Source organism: Cupriavidus sp. 10L45 (assembly GCF_056395225.1).
This window is the reverse complement of record NZ_JBFTJC010000002.1, coordinates 147,422-167,183: the sequence shown is the minus strand read 5'-3', so window position 1 is coordinate 167,183 and position 19,762 is coordinate 147,422. Positions and strand designations below refer to the sequence as shown.

Genomic DNA, 19,762 nt, shown 5'->3' with positions numbered 1-19,762 from the left:
ACCTCATGACCCCCAGCAATATATCCGCCCCCGTCGCCGCCACGCGTGCCGGGTTCGCCGTTCCGGCCTCTGCCATGGGCATTGTGCTCGGCATGGCCGGCCTATCGAACTGTTGGCGGGTCGCTCATACGCTATGGGGTGTCAGCGCGGAGATTTCTGACGCGCTCTTTGCGGTCACCACGCTCATCTGGGCCGTGCTCGTGCTCTTGTACGCCGCCAAGTGGGTGGGGCATCGTAGCGAAGCATTGGCGGAGGCACGACATCCCGTCGCCTGTTGCTTTATCGGCTTGATCCCGGTGGCCACGCTGCTGATTGCGGTCTGGCTACACGGTTACGTTCCAACGTTGGGGCGCGCCCTGATCGTGGTGGGCGTGGTTGCCCAACTGGCCTTCTCGACGTTCCGCAGCGGCGGCATGATGCGAGGGGGTCGCAAGCTCGGCGATACCACCGCGGTGATGTATCTACCCACCGTGGCGGGCAACTTTGTCTCCGCGATGGCCATGAGTTCGCTTGGCTGGATGGATCTCGCCAAGCTATTCTTCGGCGCCGGCCTGTTCTCGTGGCTCGCGATCGAGTCGATCCTCACCTACCGACTGCATCTTGGCGACGAACTGGCCACTGCGGTGCGACCGACACTGGGTATCCAGTTGGCGCCACCGGTAGTTGGCGCGGTGGCATACCTTGCCGTCACAGGTGGCAGCCTGGACTGGCCCTTCTACGCAATGTTCGGTTATGGCGTCCTGCAGCTACTGTTCCTGGCGCGGCTCGCAACCTGGTTTTCGGCGGCGGGCGCGACACCGGGCTTCTGGGCGTTCAGCTTCGGGGTCACCGCGCTGGGGCTGTCCTGCATGCGCGCCGCGACCATCGCACCTGCTTCTCTATTCGCGAACGTCGCATTGCCCCTGTTCGTCTTCGTCAATCTCTTTGTCGGCGCGCTGTTCCTGATGACACTGCGCCTGTTGCTGCAAGGTCGTCTGTTCCGTCGCACCACTTAACCGGCAGTCACGAAAGCGCGCCCAGGACCGCAAACGCGGTTCTGGGCGTTGCGCCTGCCTTGCCTCGGCTAGCTACGCTCGAGGACTATCTTCCCGACGGTCTTGTTGCTCTCCAGCGCTGCATGCGCACGACGGAGGTTTTCGGCCGTGATATCGCCGTAGTGCTCGCCAACCGTGGTCTTCAGCACACCCTCATCGAGCAATGCCGCCACGCGCCCGAGCAGCTTGTGCTGCGCGATCATGTCGGCGGCCCGGTACATCGACCGCGTGAACATGAATTCCCAATGCAGCGAGATCGACTTGCGCTTAAGCGGCATCGCGTCCAGCGTTGCGGGATCGTCGATCAGCGCCAGTTGTCCCTGGGGCTTGAGCAGGTCGACGATCTGGGCGTAGTAGCTGTCCGTGTGCGTCAGGCTGATGACATGCTCGACCTGAGGCAGCCCCAACGCCGCCAGTTGCGGCTGCAGCGGCTGGCTGTGGTCGATCACATGGTGCGCGCCTCGCTCGCTCACCCACTTCCGGGTCGCGGGCCGGGAAGCCGTGCCAATGACCGTCACGCCGGTGAGCTTGCGCGCCAACTGGATCAGGATCGAGCCGACACCACCGCTCGCGCCGATCACCAGCAGGCTCTGTCCCTGGCCGCCACCCTCGGGGATGCGCAGCCGATCGAACAGCAGCTCCCACGCCGTAATGCTGGTCAGCGGCAGCGCCGCAGCCTCGGCGGGCGCGAGCGAAGTGGGCCGATGCCCCGCAATCCGTTCGTCGACAAGGCCATACTCGGCGTAGCTGCCCTGGCGCGTGATATCGCCGGCGTACCAGACCTTGTCGCCCACCTTGAAGAACTCCACCGCAGCGCCAACGGCCTCCACCGTGCCGACGGCGTCCCATCCCAACACGCGCGGCGCGCCCGGCTGCACACCGAGGCGTAGCTTGCTGTCCACCGGATTCACTGCAATCGCCTCGATCCGGACCCGCAGATCACGGGAATCCGGTTCCGGCCGCGGGAGGTCCACCTCGTACAAGGCACGCGGATCCTCGATGGGTAGCCCGGCCTTGTCGTAAGCAATCGCTTTCATTCTGCTTGACTCCTCGATAGATAGAACAGGCTACGCGCCGCGCAGGAACTCGCGCACGTGCGCGACGTAGGTGGGGGCATACTGGAAGAGGGCCCCGTGACCGGCGTTCGGATAGACGATCAATGTCGCATCTGGCAGACCCTCCGCCAGCACAAAGCTGTTACGCGTAGGGATCATGGTGTCGTTGTCCCCATTGGTCACGAGCACGGGATGCGAAATCTTGCCGAGCTTGCCGGTGACGTCACCCTCCCAGTTCGCCCAGGCGATCATCGCGCCAAGTTGCGCCGGCGCAACCTCGGTGCTGGCCGGCAGGTCCGGCTCGCCGGTTCGCGATGCAAGGCGCTCCAGGAAAGCTTGCGCAGCGGCGGTGCCGGCGGGCGTCGCCGGGAAGAAGAGCCGCTTGAGTTTTTCCGGCATCGGCATCTCGCCATCCGTGTAGATCGCAACCAGTTCGGGACGATCCATGCCGGCACCCTCGCCGCCCTGCGGCGCACTGCCCGACAGGATCACACGCGCCACCAGTTCCGGTCTGGCGATCGCGATATCCTGCGCGAGAAAGCCGCCGAGCGAGTAGCCCAGGATGTGGCACTTGCGGAGTGCGATGGCGTCGGCGAACCGCAGGACATGCCGGGCCATGGCCTCGATGGTGGCCGGCACGGCACCGCCGGAGCGTCCCACCCCCGCGTTCTCGAAGAGGATGATCTCCCGGTCCGCGGACAGCGCATCGATGATCGCCGGGTCCCAGTTGTCGAGCGTGCCAGTGAAATGCTGGAGGCAAAGCAGGGGGAAGCCGCCGTTTGCGTTGCCGAAGCGCCGATAGGCGTAGCGGACGCCCTCGGCTTCGGCATACTGCGTCGGGGCATTGGATGAGGTTACGGGTGTCATGCTCGTGTCCAGTGTTGTTCAGCCATCGTTGTCATGCCGCCGCGGAGCCGTCGTACGCGGGCATGACCAGCACCGCCCGGAACCGGACATCGGCACGCATCATGCGGTCGTAGGCTGCCTGCGCCTGCTCCAACGGGAAGGTCTCGATCATGGGCCGGATGCCCTGCAAGTTGGCAAAGGCCAGGGTCTGCTCGTTGTCGAAGACCGTTCCCGTGAGAGCGCCTACCACCGCACGCGCGCCGAACACGAGGTCCATTGCCGTCAGCGAGATGGGGTCGCCCGGGACTGCCACGACGACCAGCCGTCCGCGCGCCGCCAGGCCGGGAACGAGCGCCGACATGCCGGCGCCCGTAGGTGCCGTTCCCAACACCACCTTGGCCCCGCCGAGACTGCGCAGCACGGCCACAGCGTCTTCGCTTTCCGAGTCGATATAGCGATGGGCGCCCAGCTCGGCCGCCAGTTCCGCCTTGTCGGCGCCACGCGCAATCGCCACGGTATGGAAGCCCATCTTGCGCGCGAACTGCACCGCGAGATGGCCGAGGCCGCCCAGTCCATGGACCGCCACCACGTCGCCGGCCCGCGCATTGGCGTTACGCAAGGCGTTGAAGGTGGTCAGGCCGGCGCACAGCAGCGGAGCCGCCTCGGCAGCGTCGAGTTCTTCCGGCACACGTACCAGCCCGCGCGCTTCGGCGAGCATCCGTTCGGCGTAGCCGCCATCCGTCGTCATGCCCGTAATGACCGGGCTCTCGCAGTTGACGATATCGCCCTGCCGGCATGACGGGCAGCTACGGTCTTCGCCGGCCAGGAAGCCTACGCCCACGCGCTGGCCGATGCGCCAACCATCGACACCATGGCCCAGTGCCTCGATCCGGCCCACGACCTCGTGGCCGGGCACCATGGGCCGCTCCGGGTCGGCGGGAGCGCGCCCCACCGTGGCGCTGTCCGAGTGGCAGACGCCGCACGCTTCCACGCGGATACGGACCTGTCCGTGTCCAGGCTCGGTCACCGGGCGATCGATCAGCGCCAGCTTGCCAGGCGCCACCACTACGGCGGCGCGATAGGTTTGCGTTGCAGTCATGGTTGCGCCCTCACTCGAAGCGGAAGTCCGACAGATCCACGCCCACGATCAGCGGCTCCGCCATCGCCAGGTTCTCGGGCGTGCGCGGGTAGATGCGCATGCGCGTCGGCATGCGAATGCCCTGCACCTCGACATAGTCGGAAAGGTAGCGGGCGGCGGCGTTACGGCCCTGGATGTCCACCTCGTAGTCATGACGGCGCAGCAGGCCGTCCGCGTCGAAGTAGTAGGTCTGCTCCGCGCTATGCGTGGCCACGGCATCGGGGAAGGTCACACGCAGACGCCGCCAGGAGAGGCCGTCCACCACCCACGGCTCGATCTCGGTGGCACGCACGCCGGGGTGGCGCAGCACGAATGGCGACGTCAGATACGTCCACATCGTGTAGCCAGCGAAGTACGCCAGTTGGGCATTCGACCAGGGGGTCTCAAGCTCGAAGCCGGCGAATGAGGCACGGGGGTTCGAGAGGGTCTCGACCGGCGTACCGTCCGGTTGCAGGATCTCCACGCGCGCCGGCGTGAAGACCGAGTGGTTCGTGGTCGGTGCGAAGGGTTCGTGCGACACCCGTTGTGCGTGAAGGTCGACGGTCACGCGTGAATCCGTCAAGACCCCTTCACGTTGCTTCAGCGTCCACAGGACACCCGTGTGGTGCAGGCGCGCCGACACGCGCTGGAAACCCTGGAAGCGTTCGAGGCCACCCGCGGCCTCGATGGCGAAACTGATCAAATCCGACATGCTTTACCTTTCTGAAGACGAAACGATCCACTTCGACGCTGACGCGCGAAGGTGGGGAAATGGTGCGACCGGCGCGCCGTGTGCCGGTCGGTATCCGCTAAGCGTGGGTATCGATGAAAGCGGCCACGTGCCGAGCAGCCGCAACAGGAAACTGGAGGTGGGGACCGTGCCCGGCGCGCGGGAACGTCACCAGGTGGAGGGTCGGCAACTGGTTGTTCAGCGCATACCAGTTCTCGACCGGGAACACGATGTCGTGATCGCCGCCCACATGCAGCACCGGAATGTGCGTGGACTTGAGCGCGTGAAGCACGGCTTCGACCGGGAAGGCGGGGTTCCGCGGCCCATCGCCAAGTTGGGCGCCGGCCCATTGCCATGGCACCTCGGGGCTGACGTCGGCTTTGCGCGCGGCGAGCCGCTCTGCGGATTGCCTGGCCGCCTCCCGGCTCTCCGGAGAGGCCGGCTCGAAGAACAGGCTGACGAAATCGTCGAAGTCGTTCTCGCGCTTGGCCAGCGTATAGAACAGCGCCTCGCCCGGTTTGGCCAGCTCGCCCGGCGGTGTCGTGGCGAGCAGCACGGCGTGGCTGACGAGCTGAGGCGCCAGTGTCATCACGAGTTGGGCAGCAATACCGCCGACCGACCAACCGCCGATGATGACCTTGCCGAGGTCTAGCGCGGCGATCAGGTCGATCGCATCACGGGCCAGCGACGCAGGCTGATAAGTCGGCTCACCGGTGGATTGCCCCATGCCACTGTAGTCGAACACGGTCACCTGGAAGCCCTGGCTGGCCAGGGAATCGAGGAAGAGAGGATCCCAGGCGTCCATGGTGCCCCGGAACCGCACGCAGAGCACGACCGGCTTTCCACGCCCGAAGGTGCGATAGGCGAGGCGCCGTCCCGGCACGTCGGCGAACCGGGTTTTCGCGGTGAGGCTTGCCGAGACTTCGGCCGTTGAAGCATTCATTGAGTCCAACCTTGCATGACCATCGATGCACTGTGAGGCACGGATGCCAGGCCTTCATGATTCCCGCTCCGCAGAAAATCTCAAACGACATTTATCGTGAGGTTTTCGGACATGCGGACCCTGAATGCCGTGCCGCGCCCTCCCAATCGCGGCGCTTTCGATGCGCGCCGCGCCAGCATCACAACTAGCCGCAAAGCCAGACCGGATAAAGCGTGGACGCCTGAACAGTACATCCGTGCGGGCCGAACAATGGGTCTCCAATGCCGCGCTGACGCCAGTTTCCCGCACGTTTCCGGGGCATGACACGTTCACTTCGCACAGGGGGGATATGCGACAATCGCCGCGACCTTGAAGACAGAAACACAACGCTGTCATCGCGGTTGGTGCGTTTTTTAAACCCGTGAAGTGAAGCATGTCCATGGATGCCAAGACACAGGACGCGACGTCAGTCGTCTACATCGTCGACGACGAGGAATCGACCCGCTCGTCATTGACCAACCTCCTGCGTTCCGTGGGATTCACCGTCCGCAGCTTCGAAGGGACAGCGGCGTTCAAGGCATCGGCGAGCGCGAACGTACCGGGCTGCCTGCTACTCGATGTTCGCCTGCGTGGAGAGAGCGGATTGTTCTTTCAGCAGCAGGAGAAGGCGAACCACCGGATGCCGATCATCTTCATGACGGGATATGCCGACGTGAGCATCTGCATCAAGGCGATGAAGGCCGGAGCTGCGGACTTTCTTCTCAAGCCATTGGCAGAGCAGGATGTCATCGACGCCGTGACGGCCGCCTTGGCATTGGACAAGACCCTGCTCGATGCGGATCACGCGCGCAACAAGCTGGCGCAGCTCTATGACTCGCTGACCGCGCGCGAGCGCGAGGTGCTGGCCTACGTGGTAGGCGGCGCGCTGAACAAGCAGATCGCTGCCGGCATCGGCATCAGCGAAGTCACTGTCAAGGTGCATCGTGGCACTGCCATGCGGAAAATGAAATCGAACTCCGTCGCCGACATCGTGCGCAAGGCGCAGATGCTTGGCATCGAGCCGATGTGGCGCTGATCAGGGCCGCCGCGCCTGTCCTTGCACGCCCGGCAGCGTAAAGCAGAGCGTCGCGCCCTCGCCTCCCATCGACTCGGCCCAGATGCGGCCGCCGTGGGCCTCGATGATCGACTTCGAGATGGACAGGCCCAGGCCCATGCCTTCGGCCTTGGACGTCGCGAAGGGCTGGAACAGCCTCTGGAACGCTTCAGCGTCGATACCCGGCCCGGAATCGGCCACCTTGAACCGAATGCTGTCCTCGCCTTCCGGCTCCGCCTGCACGGCGAGACGGCGTACCGGCGCATTCGTTCTCGCTTCGATGGCGTGGATACCGTTCAGTAGCAGGTTGCCCAGGACTTGCTGCAGCTGCAGACGGTCCACGAACACTCGCAGGCCGGCATCCACGTCAGTTTCCACGACGATGCCCTTCGCCTCCGCTTCAGGCGTGATCAGGAAGATCGCCGACGCCACCACTTCGGCCGCCGACTGCAACCTGGCCTGCGGCGGCGTATGTGTCATGAAACCGCGCAGCTTGTGGCAGATCTCGGTGGCGTCGCGGGCCCAGCGCGCTGCGTCGCGCACGGATGACTTGGCCTCCTCCATCTCCGGCTGGTCGCGCTCCAGCCATCGGGCTGCGGCTTCGATCGACGTCCTGGTCGCGGACAGCGGCTGGCTGATCTCATGCGTGATCGACGCCGCCAATTGTCCGATCAGTGCAATGCGTCCGGCGCGTGCCATCTCGGCGCGCATCGACTGCAGGCGGCTGATGTTCTCCTGGTACTCGGAGATGTCGAACGCGAAGAACTGCAGCCGCGCATAGCGGGCAGGCTGGGCCGGCAACGAGCAGCGCCATACGATGGGGATCGTCCGTCCGGTCAGCGACGTCAGCGTGCGCTCGCCCTGACAGGCTGTCGCGCCATCGAACATCGCCTTGAGTACCTTCGAGTTGCTAAGCCGGCTGGCGGGAAGCAGGTCCCTGGCCTTCGCGAAGAAAGATGCCCGGGAGTCCGCATCGAACAACGCCAGCGCGGCGTCATTGGCGTCCACGAAAACGTGATGACGATCGCGCAATTCCTGGATGGCCATCGGATTGGCGTCCAGATAGGCCTCCAGATCCGTCACGCCCTCCGCCTTGCGCGCGTCAACCCATTGCCGGATCCCGGACCAGTCCTCGATCAGGATGGGAATCGGCGCGAAGCGAAAGGTCTCATCCCCAGGATGGCTACACGATGCCAGGCGTGGACAGGCGTCGGGGTCGATTGCGATCTGGGGCGTGGAAGCTTCGGGGCTGGGATGGATCATGGAAGACGGATATGGGCGGCAGGTCACGCGGGCGCCATGGCAATCATGCCGGACCGTGGATGTACCGGCATCTATACGAACGTATAGTCTGCCGCCCTGTGGGCCTTGAAGCTACGGCGCCACCAGCCCCGAGGCCGGAGGCTTCTTCGGGACAAACCCGATGTGCCATGGCGTACGTGCCGCGATACGTCCGTATAAGTGTCCCCGGCACCGCGATTGCGCTAATGTCCGGACGAGAGACCCTTCGCCGCGTTGCGCTACCGATATGTCGTGTCAGTCCTGACGCCCGTGCCTGCCAAGATTGTCTGTGTCATCGATGATGAACCGTCCGTCCGGAGTTCCACCGGCGCGCTGATCCGCGCGCTGGGTTGGGGCGTCTCCTTTTTTTCGTGTGCCGAAAGCTTCATCGCCCATCCGAGCAGCACCGCCTACGACTGCCTGATCTGCGATATCGCGCTGGAAGGTATCTCCGGCCTCGAACTGCTGCGACGGTTCCGTCATGCGGGGCACGCAACACCGTGCATCTTCGTCACCGCCCATGGCACGCCTCAAAACCGTTCCGAGGCCATGCAGCTCGGTGCGGCATGCATGCTCGACAAGCCGGTGAATCCTGATGAGCTGGTCGACTGGATGTCACGCATCCTGGGTTCGATACCCTGACGCGACACGCGCCCGGCCCGTGCCGCCACGTTGCGCACGGTTATACGAACGTGTCGCCCACCATGCGCCAATCGCGACTATTGCGGGCGTGCTGCCGTCCCTACACTCGACGGCATCACCAATCGAGCTGATGCACAGGGGAAACCGGCCATGGAACGCATGCTGCAAGCGATGGAGGTATTTGCGCGGATCGTCGAGTGCGAGAATTTCACGCGTGCGTCGAGTCTTCTCGGCATACCGAAGGCCTCGGCGAGCTTGCTGATCCAGCAGCTCGAAGTCCATCTGCAAGTGAAGCTGCTGCACCGGACGACGCGCCAGGTTCGACCCACCCCGGCCGGCATGACCTTCTACGAACACTGCCTCAAGATACTCCTCGCCATCACCGACGTGAAATCCGTGATCGGGTCCAGCGCGGGCAAGGCGAGCGGCAAGCTGCGTGTGGAGCTGCCGGGCGATATCGCACGCCAGCTGATGCCGCACATGACCCAATTCCGGCATGAGTATCCGGACGTCAGCCTGCAGATCTCGACACCGCGGCACGCCTCGAACCTGATCCGCGATGGCATGGACTGCGCGATCAGGCTGGGCGAACTCGAGGATTCCTACAGTTTCAGCCGCCGGATAGGGAGCTACCGCCTGATCACCGTGGCAAGCCGGCTCTATCTGTCGCGGCATGGATGTCCTGCCAAGGTAGAAGACCTGGCGGGGCATCGCACGGCTCACGCCGCACAGCACGGTGCCGGCCGCCCTTGGGAGTTCGCGTTCGAGCTTGGCGGCCGCCACACGCGGCATCCTGTGCCGGAGTCCATCGCCTTCGACGACATGGACCTGCTGTTGCACTACGGTCTCCAGCATGGTGGCGTCATTCAGGTCTGGGATGCGGTGGCACGACCCTATCTGGCCAGCGGCCGGCTCGAGGAAGTTCTCGCCGATTGCCGACCCGGCGTCCTCCCGATTCACGCCGTCCACTCGTGCCGAACGCGGGAATCCATGTCGCTGCGCGTGTTCGTCGACTGGCTGTCCGCCGCGCTCGAAGCCGAGCATTGAGCCGGCGGTCAGGATCGCCTGGCACCATTCCCAGTCTCCACGATGCCGCACGTACATTTCGCTTGACATCTATAATCCGGGTTTTCAGGCAGCGGTAGGGGTGGAAAGGATGCATCGGATCGGCTACTTCCTGACAGATGGCTTCCAGGTCATGGCCATCGGCACCCAATCGGTGTTCGAGTTCGCCAACGTCGTGGCGCGTGAGCGTGTCTACAGCGTGACGAACTACTCTCTGGATGGCGGCGAGGTGCAAGCGTCCCTCGGCGTTTCCGTCAAGACGACACCCGTGCATGCGAGCACCGAGGCCGACACCTGGATGATCAGCGGCATCGTCGATCCGACCCAACGCACCAGCACCGCCCAGGAACTGGATTTCGTGCGGACGGCGTCGGAGCAGTCGCGCCGCACGGCGGGCCTCTGCACTGGGGCCTTCGTGCTGGCAGATGCCGGCCTGCTCGACGGCAAGCGGGCGACCACACACTGGGCGTTCGCCGAGGCGCTGCAGGCGCGCTGCCCTGCTGCGCGTATCGAGCCCGACCATATCTTCGTGGCGGATGGCGCCATCTGGACGTCCGCCGGCCTGACGGCAGCGATGGACCTGGCCCTCGGGCTGGTCGAGAAGGACCTGGGCAGCGAGGTGGCCACCAAAGTCGCTCGCGTCATGGTGATGAACCAGCGGCGCGCGGGCGGCCAGCCCCAGCAGTCCGAGCTGCTCAAGCTCGCCCCCAAATCCGACCGCATCCAGACGGCGCTCGAATATGCGCGCCAGCACCTGTCGCGGCCGTTACGCATCGATGAACTGGCGCGGGCCGCACATCTCAGCACGCGGCAGTTCCAACGCATCTTCCAGTCCGAGACGGGCCACTCCCCGGCGAAAGCGGTTCAGCAGCTTCGCATCGAAACGGCACGCACCATGATCGAGCGCGGGCGCCATTCCCTGGAAGTGATCGCGCGGGAAACTGGCTTCCGCGATCGCAATCATCTGCGAGAGGTCTTTGTTCGCACCTATGGCGCAAGCCCGCAAGAATTGCGCAGGGATGCCAGGACGCTGATCGCCGCCTAGCGAGCGTGGCGGCAGGCGATCCCCCTCAGCCCCGCAACGTCACCGAAGGCAGCTCCCCAAACTCCCGCTGGTACTCGCGCGAGAACAGGCTCAGGTGGGTGAAGCCATGCCTTAGGGCGATGGCGGATACCGCGCCCCGTTCCAGGGTGGCGCGCTGGAGGTCCGCGCGCGCGGCGTGGAGGCGCAGCACGCGCAAGTATTCCATCGGCGTGGTGTTCTTGGCCTTGCGGAAGCCCAGTTGCAGGGTGCGCTCGCAGACGCCGCAATGGGCGGCCAGCGCGCCGAGCGTGATTGGCTTGTCGAGGTGGGCGCGCAGGTAGCGGATGGCGCAGCGCACGTAGGCCGGCAGGGCGGCGTGGAAGCCGCGCGGGAGCAGGCTGCCGTCATGGCCGAACTGGTCCACCAGCAGCGTGCCGAGGATCAGCCGCTCGATGGCGGCGTCAGTGGCCGGCAGCGCGGCGCCATGCGCGCGGGCGTCGAACTCGGTGCGCAGCCACACCATCATGGCCTGCCAGCGCGGCGTATCCACGGCGTGGAAATCGAAGACCAGCGGCGCCGGCGCGTCGAAGCTGAAGCATTCCAGGAACGCCGCTTCCAGCGCCTGCCGGCGGATGACCACGCTGAAGCGCTCGCAGTCGGCATCGGCCTGTAGCCGCACCGGCAGCGAGGGCGAGAACACGCGCACCGCGCCCACCGGCATCTCGTCGGCGCTGCCCTCCATCATCAGCCGGCAGCGGCCCGCCGTCACGGTCTGGATCACGAACTCGTCCTTGCCGACGCGCGGCTCGATCTCCATCGCCCGGCCATAGCGCGTGGTGGCCAGCGTCAGGTGACCGATCTGGCACGTGCGCAGCTGCACGTCGGGCGTCGCGTCTTCGGCATTTCCGACGCTTTCCCCTACATCGAGCCGCGTGGGCCCGAACACCCGCGCGGAGAGCGACTGCACGTGGTCCAGCGCCCGCGCGCGGCCAGCGTGGGCCGTGTTGCCTGTCTGCGATGCGGCGCGCTGCGTCATGGCACGTCTCCGGTGAGGTGCGGCCATCGTAGGAGCCACGCTCCGCTCGGGCAAGTCAGGGAAACCCGCTGTGCCGTGCCCCTGTCCGGATCTCGCGCGGTTTCGTTTCGATGCTGGCGGCTTCGTATCGATGCTACGGCCGCCGCGCCGCGCTCGCTACTGTCAGGGCAGGCGGCCACGCGGCTGCCGGCGGCAGCACGGCCCGACCACGATCGGCCGGCCCGCCCTTCCAACATGGCAGGAGACAACCCCATGCAACCCCCAATCCACCCCGTCGACCAGATGCTGCCCGCCCGGGCGATGGTCTCGCTCGGCTTCCAGCACATGCTGGTCAGCTACCTCGGCGCCATCGCGGTGCCCATGATCGTGGCCGGCGCGCTCAAGATGACGCCTGCCCAGACCACGCTGCTGATCAGTACCGCGCTGTTCACCTCGGGCATCGCCACGCTGCTGCAGACCGTGGGGTTCTGGAAGTTCGGCGTGCGGCTGCCGTTGATGCAGGGCGTGGCGTTCGGCTCGGTGGGGCCGGTCATCGCCATCGGCAGCGACCCCGCACTGGGCTTCAACGGCGTCTGCGGCGCGGTGATCGGCGCCGGCATCCTCACGCTGTTCCTGGCGCCGGTGATCGGCCGGCTCAAGCGCTTCTTTCCGCCGGTGGTGAGCGGCTGCATCATCACTGCAGTGGGGCTGTCGCTGTTCCCGGTGGCCTACCAGTGGACCGGCGGCGGGCACGGCGCCAAGGAGTTCGGCTCGCCGATGTTCTTCGTGGTGGCGTTCGGCACGGTCGCGCTGATCCTGTTCGTGAACAGCCACGGCGGCAAGCTCGTGCGCAGCCTGGCGGTGCTGATCGGCCTGCTGGTCGGTGGCGTGGCGGCGTGGCTGCTCGGCATGGGCAATTTCGACGAAGTGGCGCGCGCGCCGTGGTTCACCCTCGTCACGCCGTTCGCGTTCGGGCTGCCGACCTTCAACGCCGGCGCCATCGCCACCATGGTGATCGTGATGGTGGTGCAGATGGTCGAGTCGATGGGGTTGTTCGTGGCCATTGGCGACATCGTCAAACGGCCCGTCACCGAGCGCGAGGCCACCAACGGCCTGCGCGCCAACGGGCTGGCCAGTGCCATCGGCGGCATGTTCGCCGCGTTCCCGTTCATCGCCTTCATGGAGAACGTGGGCCTGGTGATCGTCACCGGCGTGCGCAGCCGCTGGGTGGTGGCCACCTGCGGCGTGATGCTCTGCGCGGTGGCGCTGGTGCCGAAGATCGGCGCGCTGTTCTCGTCGATCCCCTCGGCCGCGCTCGGCGGGGCCACGCTGGTGATGTTCGGCGTGGTGGTCGCGGCGGGCATCCGCACGCTCGGCCAGGTGGACTACGAGCGCAAGCCGGCCAACCTCAGCGTGGTGGCCATCACGCTGGGCTGCGCGTTGATGCCGGTGATCATGCCGTCCCTGCTCGCCAAGCTGCCGGCCGCGCTGCAGCCGTTCGTCCACAGCAGCGTGATCATTGCCTGCGTGGTGTCGGTCTTCCTCAACCTGCTGCTCAACGGCATCCCGGCGCGCGACGAGGAGCCGGCGCTGGCCGTCGCGCCCGAGCACATCCCGGAGATGTAAGCCATGACCCCTCCCCTCTCCCCTTCCCCGCAAGGCAACCTGCTGGTGCGCGGCGCGGCGGCCGTGATGACCGGCCGGGCCGGCGCCGCGGCACGCGTGGGCGCCGTCGACATCCGCATCCGTGATGGGCGCATCGCCGAACTGGCGGCCGGGCTCGTGCCGGGCGCCGACGAGACGGTCATCGACGCCACCGGCTGCGTGGTCTATCCCGGCTGGGTCAACACCCACCATCACCTGTTCCAGAACCTGCTCAAGGCGGTGCCGGCGGGCATGAATGCCGATCTCCAGGCATGGCTGGCGAGCGTGCCCTACCCCCGGCTGGCGCGCTTCACGCCCGAGCTGTTCCGCACGGCGGTGCGGCTGGGCATCGCCGAGCTGCTGCTGTCCGGCACCACCACCTGCGCCGACCATCACTACCTCTACCACCACGGCCACGGCGCGGAAACCGGCGACGCGTTGTTCGAGGAAGCCGAAGCGCTCGGCATGCGGCTGGTGCTGTGCCGGGGCGGTGCGATCCAGTCGGCCAGCGACCATCCCGGCATGCGCGCGACCGCGCTGGTGCCGGAGACGCTCGACGAGATGCTCGGCGATATCGAACGCCTGAAAGCCCGCTACCACGACGCCGCGCCAGACGGGCTGCGCCGCGTGGCCGTGGCGCCCACCACGCCCACGTTCTCGCTGCCGCCCGTGCTGCTGCGCGAGGTAGCCGGCTTCGCCCGTGGCATGGGGCTGCGGCTGCACACGCATCTGTCGGAGACCGACAACTACGTGCGCTTCTGCGCGGAGAAGTACCGCTGCACGCCGGTGCAGTTCGTGGCGGACCACGACTGGCTCGGCCCTGACGTCTGGTTCGCCCACCTCGTCACCGTCACGCCGGACGAGATCCGCATGCTCGGCAGTACCGGCACCGGCATGGCCCACTGCCCGGTCAGCAACGCGCGGCTCGGCAGCGGCATCGCGCCGGTGCGGGCGATGGCCGATGCCGGCGTGCCGGTGTCGATCGGCGTGGATGGCGTGGCGTCGAACGAGTCCGGCAGCATGGTGCACGAGGCTAATTTCGCTTGGCTGGTGCACCGGGCGCTCGGCGGCGCGACGCAGACCCGCGTGGAAGAGGTCATCCACTGGGGCACGGCCGGCGGCGCGCAGGTGCTGGGCCTGCCCGGCGTGGGCACGCTGGCGCCGGGGCAGTCCGCCGATCTGGCGATCTACGACGTGGGCGGCCTGCGCTTTGCCGGCTTCCACGACATCGCCACGGCCCCGGTGGCGGCGGGCGAACCGACCCCAGTACGCGATGTGTTCGTGCGCGGCCGGCACGTCGTGCGCCAGGGCGAGGTGGTAGGGCTCGACGTGGAGAAGTTGCGCCAGGAGGCACGCGACGCGCTGGCGGTGCTGATGGCGTAAGCGGCTTGCCGAAAGCCGCCGCAGGGTGCGGCGGCGTTCAGGGATTCTTCTCCGCCGCCGAGGCTTCGCGGAATGCCTTCTCGCCGGCGGTGGATATCTCGACCCACTTCTTGTCGGGCGCTGCGCCGTCCACGTAGCTGTCGTGCCAGTTCCACCATTTGTAGGTGGGCGTCTGCGGGTAGCCTTCGGGCGAATCCTCCCAGAGTTCCTGACGCCCCAGCGGGGTGATGTCGAGGCAGTTCCAGGTGTTGCCCATCTGCTCGTCGCCGCGATTGTTCAGGAAGTAGGTGCGGAAGATGCGGTCGCCGTCGCGGAAAAAGACGTTGGTGCCATGCCATTCGTCTACACCAAAGTCGGCATCGAAGCGGTCCGTGATGGTGAACCACGGAATGTCCTTCCAGCCCATGCGCGCCTTCAGCCCCGCAATCTCCGCCTGCGGCGCGCGCGAGACGAACACCATCGTCGTGTCCCGGGCGTTCAGGTGGGCCGGATGGGCGATCTGGTCGGCCACCAGCGAGCAGCCCCGGCAGGCATGCTCGGGCCAGCCGTGCACGCCGGGCTCGTAGAAGGCGCGGTAGACGATGAGCTGGCGCCGGCCGTCGAAGAGGTCCGCCAGGCTGCGCTTGCCGTCGGGCCCCTCGAATGTGTAGGGGGTGTCCACCGCCATCCACGGCATGCGGCGGCGCTCGGCGGCCAGCGCGTCGCGCGCGCGGGTCTGGGCCTTCTCCTTCACCAGCAGCGCCTGGCGCGCTGCCTCCCAGGCGTCCGGCGATACCACCGGCGGGGTCTTCATGTCCTTGGTTGATGTCGTCATGGTTCGCTATCTCCTATGCGTCCTGTACGGGGCGATCCCAGCCTAGTTTGGCACCCGGAGTCGGGATTGGGGAGTAACAAGGCTGACGGGATTGCGTAGGGCGCGGCCCCGGCTGTGCCGTCGTCGTCACAATCGATCATCCGTCCGACGCCATCGGCTACGCCTCAGGGATGATGGCGGCGCCGTCGGTATAGCGCCGGCCCGTCCCCATCCGCCGCAATTCGCCGCCAGCCCTTGCCAGCACTGGCCGCGCGGCGGTCGATACCCACGTCTGATGGATTCCCCCCCGCCGGCCTTCCAGAATGAACCGGACCGTCACGGCTCACTGTCATGGGGACAGCGACCGCGCCGCACGGACCGCCTTCAGGAGGCACAAGCACATGGACGTCCAGACCATCCGGGAGCGCGCGTTCGCCGCGCCGCTTTGCAGCCCGGCCTATCCGATGGGACCGTACCGCTTTCTCCATCGGGAGTTCTTCGTCATCACCTACCGCACCGACCCCGAGCGGCTGCGCGCCGTGGTGCCGGAGCCGCTCGAGATTGCCGAACCGGTGGTCCACTACGAATTCATCCGCATGCCGGACTCCACCGGCTTTGGCGACTACACCGAGTCCGGCCAGGTGATTCCGGTGATCTACCAGGGCCGGCGCGGCAACTACACCCATGCGATGTTCCTCGACGATCACCCGCCGCTGGCGGCGGGGCGCGAGCTGTGGGGTTTTCCGAAGAAGCTGGCCACGCCACGCCTGGCGGTAGAGACCGACACGCTGCTGGGCACCCTCGACTACGGTCCGGTACGCGTGGCCACCGGCACCATGGGCTACAAGCACAGGGCGCTGGACCAGCAGGAGGTGCACGACGCGCTGGCGAACACGCCCAACTACCTGCTGAAGATCATCCCCCATGTGGACGGCACGGCCCGCATCTGCGAGCTGGTCTGCTACTTCCTCAAGGATGTGGACGTGAAGGGCGCCTGGAGCGGCCCGGCCGCGCTGTCGCTGTTCCCGCACGCGCTGGCCCCGGTGGCAGACCTGCCCGTGCTGGAGGTGCTGGGCGCGAAGCACTACGTGGCCGACCTGACCCTCGGGCTGGGCGAGGTGGTCTTCGACTACCTCCAGCGCTAGCCCCAATCCCTTTTCTCTTTCCCTTCCCCTCTTTCGGAGAAACAAACATGAAGCTCCAAGGCAAATCGGCCATCGTGACCGGCGCGGCAAGCGGCATCGGCAAGGCCATCGCAGAAACGTTGGCCCGTGAGGGCGCGGCCGTAGCCGTGGCCGATCTCAACGCGGACGCCGCCAACAAGGTCGCGGCCGAGATCGAGGCCGCTGGCGGCCTGGCCATGGGCGTGGCCATGGACGTGACCAACGAGGATGCCGTCGAGTCCGCCACGGCGGCGGTGGCGGAGCGCTTCGGCGGCGTGGACATCCTGATCTCCAACGCCGGCATCCAGATCGTCGCCCCGATCCACGAATACAGCTTCGCGGACTGGAAGCGCATGCAGGCCATCCACCTCGACGGCGCCTTCCTGACCACGCGCGCGGCGCTCAAGCACATGTACCGCGACAACCGGGGCGGTACGGTGATCTACATGGGCTCGGTCCATTCGCACGAAGCCTCCCCGCTGAAGTGCGCCTACGTGGCCGCCAAGCACGGGCTGCTGGGCCTGGCGCGCGTGGTGGCCAAGGAAGGCGGCGAGCACAACGTGCGCTCGCACGTGATCTGCCCCGGCTTCGTGCGCACGCCGCTGGTGGACAAGCAGATTCCGGAGCAGGCGCGCGAGCTGGGCATCAGCGAGGAAGAGGTGGTGCGCCGCGTGATGTTGGGCGGCACCGTGGATGGCGTGTTCACCACCGTGGAGGACGTGGCCGAGACGGCGCTGTTCCTGTGCGCCTTCCCCTCCACCGCGCTGACCGGGCAGTCGTTCGTGGTCAGCCACGGCTGGTACATGCAGTAAGGGCGACGGGCGCCCCGTGGGAAACCCCGGGGCGCCACACGCCAACCGAGGCGAGGAGAAGACATGTTTCTCGAGAAGCAACCCCTGCAGGGCAGCTCCGGCGCCGCGCGGGCAAGAATCGAAGTGGATCGCGGCTATGCCGTGCGGGCGCTGGTGCTGCAAGGCGGCGGCGCGCTGGGCTCCTATCAGGCGGGCGTCTACGAAGGGCTGGCCGAGGCCGGCATCGCGCCGAACTGGGTGGCGGGCATCTCCATCGGCGCGCTGAATGCGGCCATCATCGCCGGCAACGCCCCCGAGCACCGGGTGGCGCGGCTGCGCGAGTTCTGGGCCCATATCTGCCGGCAGCCCTGGCTGCCCAGCCTGTTCCCGTACGAGACGATTGCCGACAGCGCCCAGCACTGGCCAGACCCGCTGCGCATCTGGTTCGATGGCATCGAGGCCGCACGCGCACTGGTCGAGGGCCAGCGCGGCTTCTTCTCGCCGCGCGTGTGGCGCACGCCGGGCGCCCACAGCGCGAGCTACTACGACACCTCGCCGCTGAAGGCCACGCTGGAGCGCTTTGCCGACTTCGACCGCATCAACCGCCATGCCGACATGCGCGTGTCGGTGGGCGCCGTGAACGTGCGCACGGGCAACTTCGTCTATTTCGACAATACCCAGATCACGCTGCGCGCCGAGCACTTCATGGCCTCCGGCGCGCTCCCGCCCGGCTTTCCGGCCGTGGAGATCGACGGCGAGTACTACTGGGACGGCGGCCTGGTCTCCAATACCCCGCTGTCGGCCATCCTGCAGGCCAAGCCGCGCCGCAACGCGCTGATCTTCCAGGTGGACCTGTGGAGCGCCCAGGGCGCGCTACCGGAAGACCTGATGGCGGTGGCCACGCGCCAGAAGGACGTGCAGTATTCCAGCCGCACGCGCCTCATTACCGACTCGATGAGCGAGCAGCAGAACTTCCGCCGCCTGCTCAACGACGTGCTGGCGCTGGTGCCCCCGGCGCGCCGCCAGACCGAGGCCTACCTGCGCGCGGCGGCAAGCGCCTGCGATGCGCGCCGCAACGTGATCCAGCTGATTTACCGCGATAAATCGTTCGAAGGCAGTGCGAAGGACTTCCAGTTCGGGCCGCTGACGATGCGGGAACACTGGACCAGCGGGTTGGACGATATCCGCGACACGCTGAGCCGTCCGGAATGGCTGGCCATGCCCACGCATGAGGAACCGTTCGTGACGCACGACATCCATCGGCAAGAGGCCGAGGACGCTCAGTAACTCAGTAACCCATCGCCGCCGGCTGGGCCGCGCCATCTCCCGGGCGCGGCGCGGCCGGGCTGGCCCCGCGTGGCGGGCACAGGCCGAGTTCCAGCGCCATCTTCACCAAATCGGCGAAGGTGCGCGCTGCCATCTTGCGCATGGCCCGGGCGCGATGGATCTTGATGGTGACCTCGCTGATCCCCATCTTCCCGGCAATCTGCTTGTTCATCAGGCCCGAGGCGGCCAGCGTCATCACTTCCCGCTCGCGCTCGCTGAGCGTGGCATAACGGGCGCGCAGGTCGTCGCCGCATTGCAGCGCGTGACGCTTGGTGCGATCAACGGCAATTGCCGCCGACACCGCGTCGAGGAAATCCTGGTCCCGGAACGGCTTGGTCAGGAAGTCCACCGCGCCGGCCTTCATCGCCCGCACCGACATCTCGATATCGCCATAGCCGGTGATGAAGACCACCGGCAGGCACATGCCGCGCTGGTTCATCTCGCGCTGCACCTCCAGCCCGTTGGCCACCCGCAGGCGCACGTCGAGCACCACGCAACTGGGCGAGTCGTCGATTTTCACCGCCAGGAACTCTTCCGCCGTGAGGAAGGAACGCGAGCGCATGCCGACGGAGCGCAGCAGGTTCGCCAGGGCGTCGTTCATGCCGGGGTCGTCATCGACGATGTAGATCAGCGGTTCGAGGGGGGCGCAGCCGTGAGGGGACTTCGGTGGCAGGGATTTCACGATGGGCTCCGGGTCTTGCAGACAACAATTTCAGTTGCTGGAAGTCTAGGCAGGCAGACGGCAGCCAACAAGACGCATGCCCGGGAGGCCGCGTTTCCAAGTCCGCACCAATCGCCCCGGATACGGACGACAAAAAAAGAACCGACGGCCCCGGAG

The 19,762-nt window shown here is 66.6% G+C and carries 19 protein-coding genes; 10 read left to right on the top strand and 9 right to left on the bottom strand.

Annotated features, from left to right (window positions below; translation table 11 throughout):
- Window positions 1-5 precede the first annotated feature (5 nt).
- Window positions 6-995: a dicarboxylate transporter/tellurite-resistance protein TehA gene (gene tehA, locus AC1DFU_RS04250; RefSeq protein WP_441591220.1), complete on the top strand. Its 990-nt coding sequence runs from the start codon at window positions 6-8 to the stop codon at window positions 993-995.
- 68 nt (window positions 996-1,063) lie between these two features.
- On the opposite strand, the gene AC1DFU_RS04245 is transcribed toward tehA, so the two are convergent.
- From AC1DFU_RS04245 to AC1DFU_RS04225, 5 genes are all read right to left on the bottom strand, one after another.
- Window positions 1,064-2,071: a zinc-binding alcohol dehydrogenase family protein gene (locus AC1DFU_RS04245; RefSeq protein WP_441591219.1), complete on the bottom strand. Its 1,008-nt coding sequence runs from the start codon at window positions 2,069-2,071 to the stop codon at window positions 1,064-1,066.
- Window positions 2,072-2,101: 30 nt separating this feature from the next.
- On the bottom strand, window positions 2,102-2,956 hold the full coding sequence (locus AC1DFU_RS04240; RefSeq protein WP_441591218.1) for an alpha/beta fold hydrolase: 855 nt from the start codon (window positions 2,954-2,956) through the stop codon (window positions 2,102-2,104).
- A gap of 31 nt (window positions 2,957-2,987) precedes the next feature.
- Window positions 2,988-4,034 (bottom strand): alcohol dehydrogenase catalytic domain-containing protein, encoded by a 1,047-nt coding sequence (locus AC1DFU_RS04235; protein ID WP_092294076.1) that lies wholly within the window; start codon window positions 4,032-4,034, stop codon window positions 2,988-2,990.
- 10 nt (window positions 4,035-4,044) lie between these two features.
- Window positions 4,045-4,764 (bottom strand): hypothetical protein, encoded by a 720-nt coding sequence (locus tag AC1DFU_RS04230; protein ID WP_092294078.1) that lies wholly within the window; start codon window positions 4,762-4,764, stop codon window positions 4,045-4,047.
- Between the two features lie 97 nt (window positions 4,765-4,861).
- Window positions 4,862-5,725, bottom strand: a complete 864-nt coding sequence (locus AC1DFU_RS04225; RefSeq protein WP_092294080.1) for an alpha/beta fold hydrolase — start codon at window positions 5,723-5,725, stop codon at window positions 4,862-4,864.
- A gap of 412 nt (window positions 5,726-6,137) precedes the next feature.
- Here AC1DFU_RS04225 and AC1DFU_RS04220 point away from each other — a divergent pair, with 412 nt between their 5' ends.
- The gene (locus tag AC1DFU_RS04220) at window positions 6,138-6,779 is read left to right on the top strand and encodes a response regulator transcription factor (protein WP_092294082.1); all 642 of its coding nucleotides are present in this window, start codon (window positions 6,138-6,140) and stop codon (window positions 6,777-6,779) included.
- Here AC1DFU_RS04220 and AC1DFU_RS04215 read toward each other — a convergent pair whose 3' ends face one another.
- Window positions 6,780-8,060 (bottom strand): sensor histidine kinase, encoded by a 1,281-nt coding sequence (locus AC1DFU_RS04215; RefSeq protein WP_092294084.1) that lies wholly within the window; start codon window positions 8,058-8,060, stop codon window positions 6,780-6,782.
- A 270-nt stretch (window positions 8,061-8,330) separates the two neighbouring features.
- Between AC1DFU_RS04215 and AC1DFU_RS04210 the strand changes: the two genes are divergently transcribed.
- The 3 genes from AC1DFU_RS04210 to AC1DFU_RS04200 all read left to right on the top strand — a co-directional run bounded on the left by AC1DFU_RS04210 (window position 8,331) and on the right by AC1DFU_RS04200 (window position 10,830).
- On the top strand, window positions 8,331-8,720 hold the full coding sequence (locus AC1DFU_RS04210) for a response regulator transcription factor (RefSeq protein ID WP_441591216.1): 390 nt from the start codon (window positions 8,331-8,333) through the stop codon (window positions 8,718-8,720).
- A gap of 150 nt (window positions 8,721-8,870) precedes the next feature.
- Window positions 8,871-9,767 carry a LysR family transcriptional regulator gene (locus AC1DFU_RS04205; protein ID WP_441591215.1) on the top strand — a complete coding sequence of 299 codons (897 nt, stop codon included), beginning with the start codon at window positions 8,871-8,873 and terminating at the stop codon, window positions 9,765-9,767.
- A 109-nt stretch (window positions 9,768-9,876) separates the two neighbouring features.
- On the top strand, window positions 9,877-10,830 hold the full coding sequence (locus tag AC1DFU_RS04200) for a GlxA family transcriptional regulator (RefSeq protein WP_441591214.1): 954 nt from the start codon (window positions 9,877-9,879) through the stop codon (window positions 10,828-10,830).
- 25 nt (window positions 10,831-10,855) lie between these two features.
- Here AC1DFU_RS04200 and AC1DFU_RS04195 read toward each other — a convergent pair whose 3' ends face one another.
- A complete protein-coding gene (locus AC1DFU_RS04195; RefSeq protein ID WP_441591213.1) occupies window positions 10,856-11,845 on the bottom strand; it encodes a helix-turn-helix transcriptional regulator in 990 nt (329 codons plus the stop codon).
- A 252-nt stretch (window positions 11,846-12,097) separates the two neighbouring features.
- On the opposite strand from AC1DFU_RS04195, the gene AC1DFU_RS04190 reads away from it, so the two are divergent.
- Window positions 12,098-13,450: a nucleobase:cation symporter-2 family protein gene (locus AC1DFU_RS04190; RefSeq protein ID WP_092294094.1), complete on the top strand. Its 1,353-nt coding sequence runs from the start codon at window positions 12,098-12,100 to the stop codon at window positions 13,448-13,450.
- A gap of 3 nt (window positions 13,451-13,453) precedes the next feature.
- Window positions 13,454-14,851 carry an amidohydrolase family protein gene (locus tag AC1DFU_RS04185; RefSeq protein ID WP_441591212.1) on the top strand — a complete coding sequence of 466 codons (1,398 nt, stop codon included), beginning with the start codon at window positions 13,454-13,456 and terminating at the stop codon, window positions 14,849-14,851.
- Window positions 14,852-14,888: 37 nt separating this feature from the next.
- Here the strand turns inward: AC1DFU_RS04185 and AC1DFU_RS04180 are convergent, their stop codons facing one another.
- Window positions 14,889-15,665: a DUF899 domain-containing protein gene (locus AC1DFU_RS04180; RefSeq protein WP_441591211.1), complete on the bottom strand. Its 777-nt coding sequence runs from the start codon at window positions 15,663-15,665 to the stop codon at window positions 14,889-14,891.
- A 380-nt stretch (window positions 15,666-16,045) separates the two neighbouring features.
- Between AC1DFU_RS04180 and AC1DFU_RS04175 the strand changes: the two genes are divergently transcribed.
- The 3 genes from AC1DFU_RS04175 (at window position 16,046) to AC1DFU_RS04165 (ending at window position 18,885) form a co-directional block, all read left to right on the top strand.
- The gene (locus tag AC1DFU_RS04175) at window positions 16,046-16,789 is read left to right on the top strand and encodes an acetoacetate decarboxylase (protein WP_441591210.1); all 744 of its coding nucleotides are present in this window, start codon (window positions 16,046-16,048) and stop codon (window positions 16,787-16,789) included.
- Window positions 16,790-16,836: 47 nt separating this feature from the next.
- The gene (locus tag AC1DFU_RS04170; protein ID WP_092294102.1) at window positions 16,837-17,619 is read left to right on the top strand and encodes a 3-hydroxybutyrate dehydrogenase; all 783 of its coding nucleotides are present in this window, start codon (window positions 16,837-16,839) and stop codon (window positions 17,617-17,619) included.
- A gap of 63 nt (window positions 17,620-17,682) precedes the next feature.
- Complete coding sequence (locus AC1DFU_RS04165) at window positions 17,683-18,885, top strand: DUF3734 domain-containing protein (RefSeq protein ID WP_441591209.1); 1,203 nt, start codon at window positions 17,683-17,685, stop codon at window positions 18,883-18,885.
- Between the two features lies 1 nt (window position 18,886).
- Here AC1DFU_RS04165 and AC1DFU_RS04160 read toward each other — a convergent pair whose 3' ends face one another.
- Window positions 18,887-19,606 (bottom strand): response regulator transcription factor, encoded by a 720-nt coding sequence (locus AC1DFU_RS04160; protein ID WP_255370790.1) that lies wholly within the window; start codon window positions 19,604-19,606, stop codon window positions 18,887-18,889.
- Window positions 19,607-19,762 lie beyond the last annotated feature (156 nt).

Coding starts and splice junctions, on each gene's coding strand:
- tehA (WP_441591220.1), top strand. CDS start 6: ATGACCCCCAGCAATATATCCGCCCCCGTCGCCGCCACGCGTGCCGGG.
- AC1DFU_RS04215 (WP_092294084.1), bottom strand. CDS start 8,060: ATGATCCATCCCAGCCCCGAAGCTTCCACGCCCCAGATCGCAATCGAC.
- AC1DFU_RS04170 (WP_092294102.1), top strand. CDS start 16,837: ATGAAGCTCCAAGGCAAATCGGCCATCGTGACCGGCGCGGCAAGCGGC.
- AC1DFU_RS04245 (WP_441591219.1), bottom strand. CDS start 2,071: ATGAAAGCGATTGCTTACGACAAGGCCGGGCTACCCATCGAGGATCCG.
- AC1DFU_RS04165 (WP_441591209.1), top strand. CDS start 17,683: ATGTTTCTCGAGAAGCAACCCCTGCAGGGCAGCTCCGGCGCCGCGCGG.
- AC1DFU_RS04205 (WP_441591215.1), top strand. CDS start 8,871: ATGGAACGCATGCTGCAAGCGATGGAGGTATTTGCGCGGATCGTCGAG.
- AC1DFU_RS04230 (WP_092294078.1), bottom strand. CDS start 4,764: ATGTCGGATTTGATCAGTTTCGCCATCGAGGCCGCGGGTGGCCTCGAA.
- AC1DFU_RS04220 (WP_092294082.1), top strand. CDS start 6,138: ATGTCCATGGATGCCAAGACACAGGACGCGACGTCAGTCGTCTACATC.
- AC1DFU_RS04185 (WP_441591212.1), top strand. CDS start 13,454: ATGACCCCTCCCCTCTCCCCTTCCCCGCAAGGCAACCTGCTGGTGCGC.
- AC1DFU_RS04195 (WP_441591213.1), bottom strand. CDS start 11,845: ATGACGCAGCGCGCCGCATCGCAGACAGGCAACACGGCCCACGCTGGC.
- AC1DFU_RS04240 (WP_441591218.1), bottom strand. CDS start 2,956: ATGACACCCGTAACCTCATCCAATGCCCCGACGCAGTATGCCGAAGCC.
- AC1DFU_RS04175 (WP_441591210.1), top strand. CDS start 16,046: ATGGACGTCCAGACCATCCGGGAGCGCGCGTTCGCCGCGCCGCTTTGC.
- AC1DFU_RS04190 (WP_092294094.1), top strand. CDS start 12,098: ATGCAACCCCCAATCCACCCCGTCGACCAGATGCTGCCCGCCCGGGCG.
- AC1DFU_RS04225 (WP_092294080.1), bottom strand. CDS start 5,725: ATGAATGCTTCAACGGCCGAAGTCTCGGCAAGCCTCACCGCGAAAACC.
- AC1DFU_RS04235 (WP_092294076.1), bottom strand. CDS start 4,034: ATGACTGCAACGCAAACCTATCGCGCCGCCGTAGTGGTGGCGCCTGGC.
- AC1DFU_RS04180 (WP_441591211.1), bottom strand. CDS start 15,665: ATGACGACATCAACCAAGGACATGAAGACCCCGCCGGTGGTATCGCCG.
- AC1DFU_RS04200 (WP_441591214.1), top strand. CDS start 9,877: ATGCATCGGATCGGCTACTTCCTGACAGATGGCTTCCAGGTCATGGCC.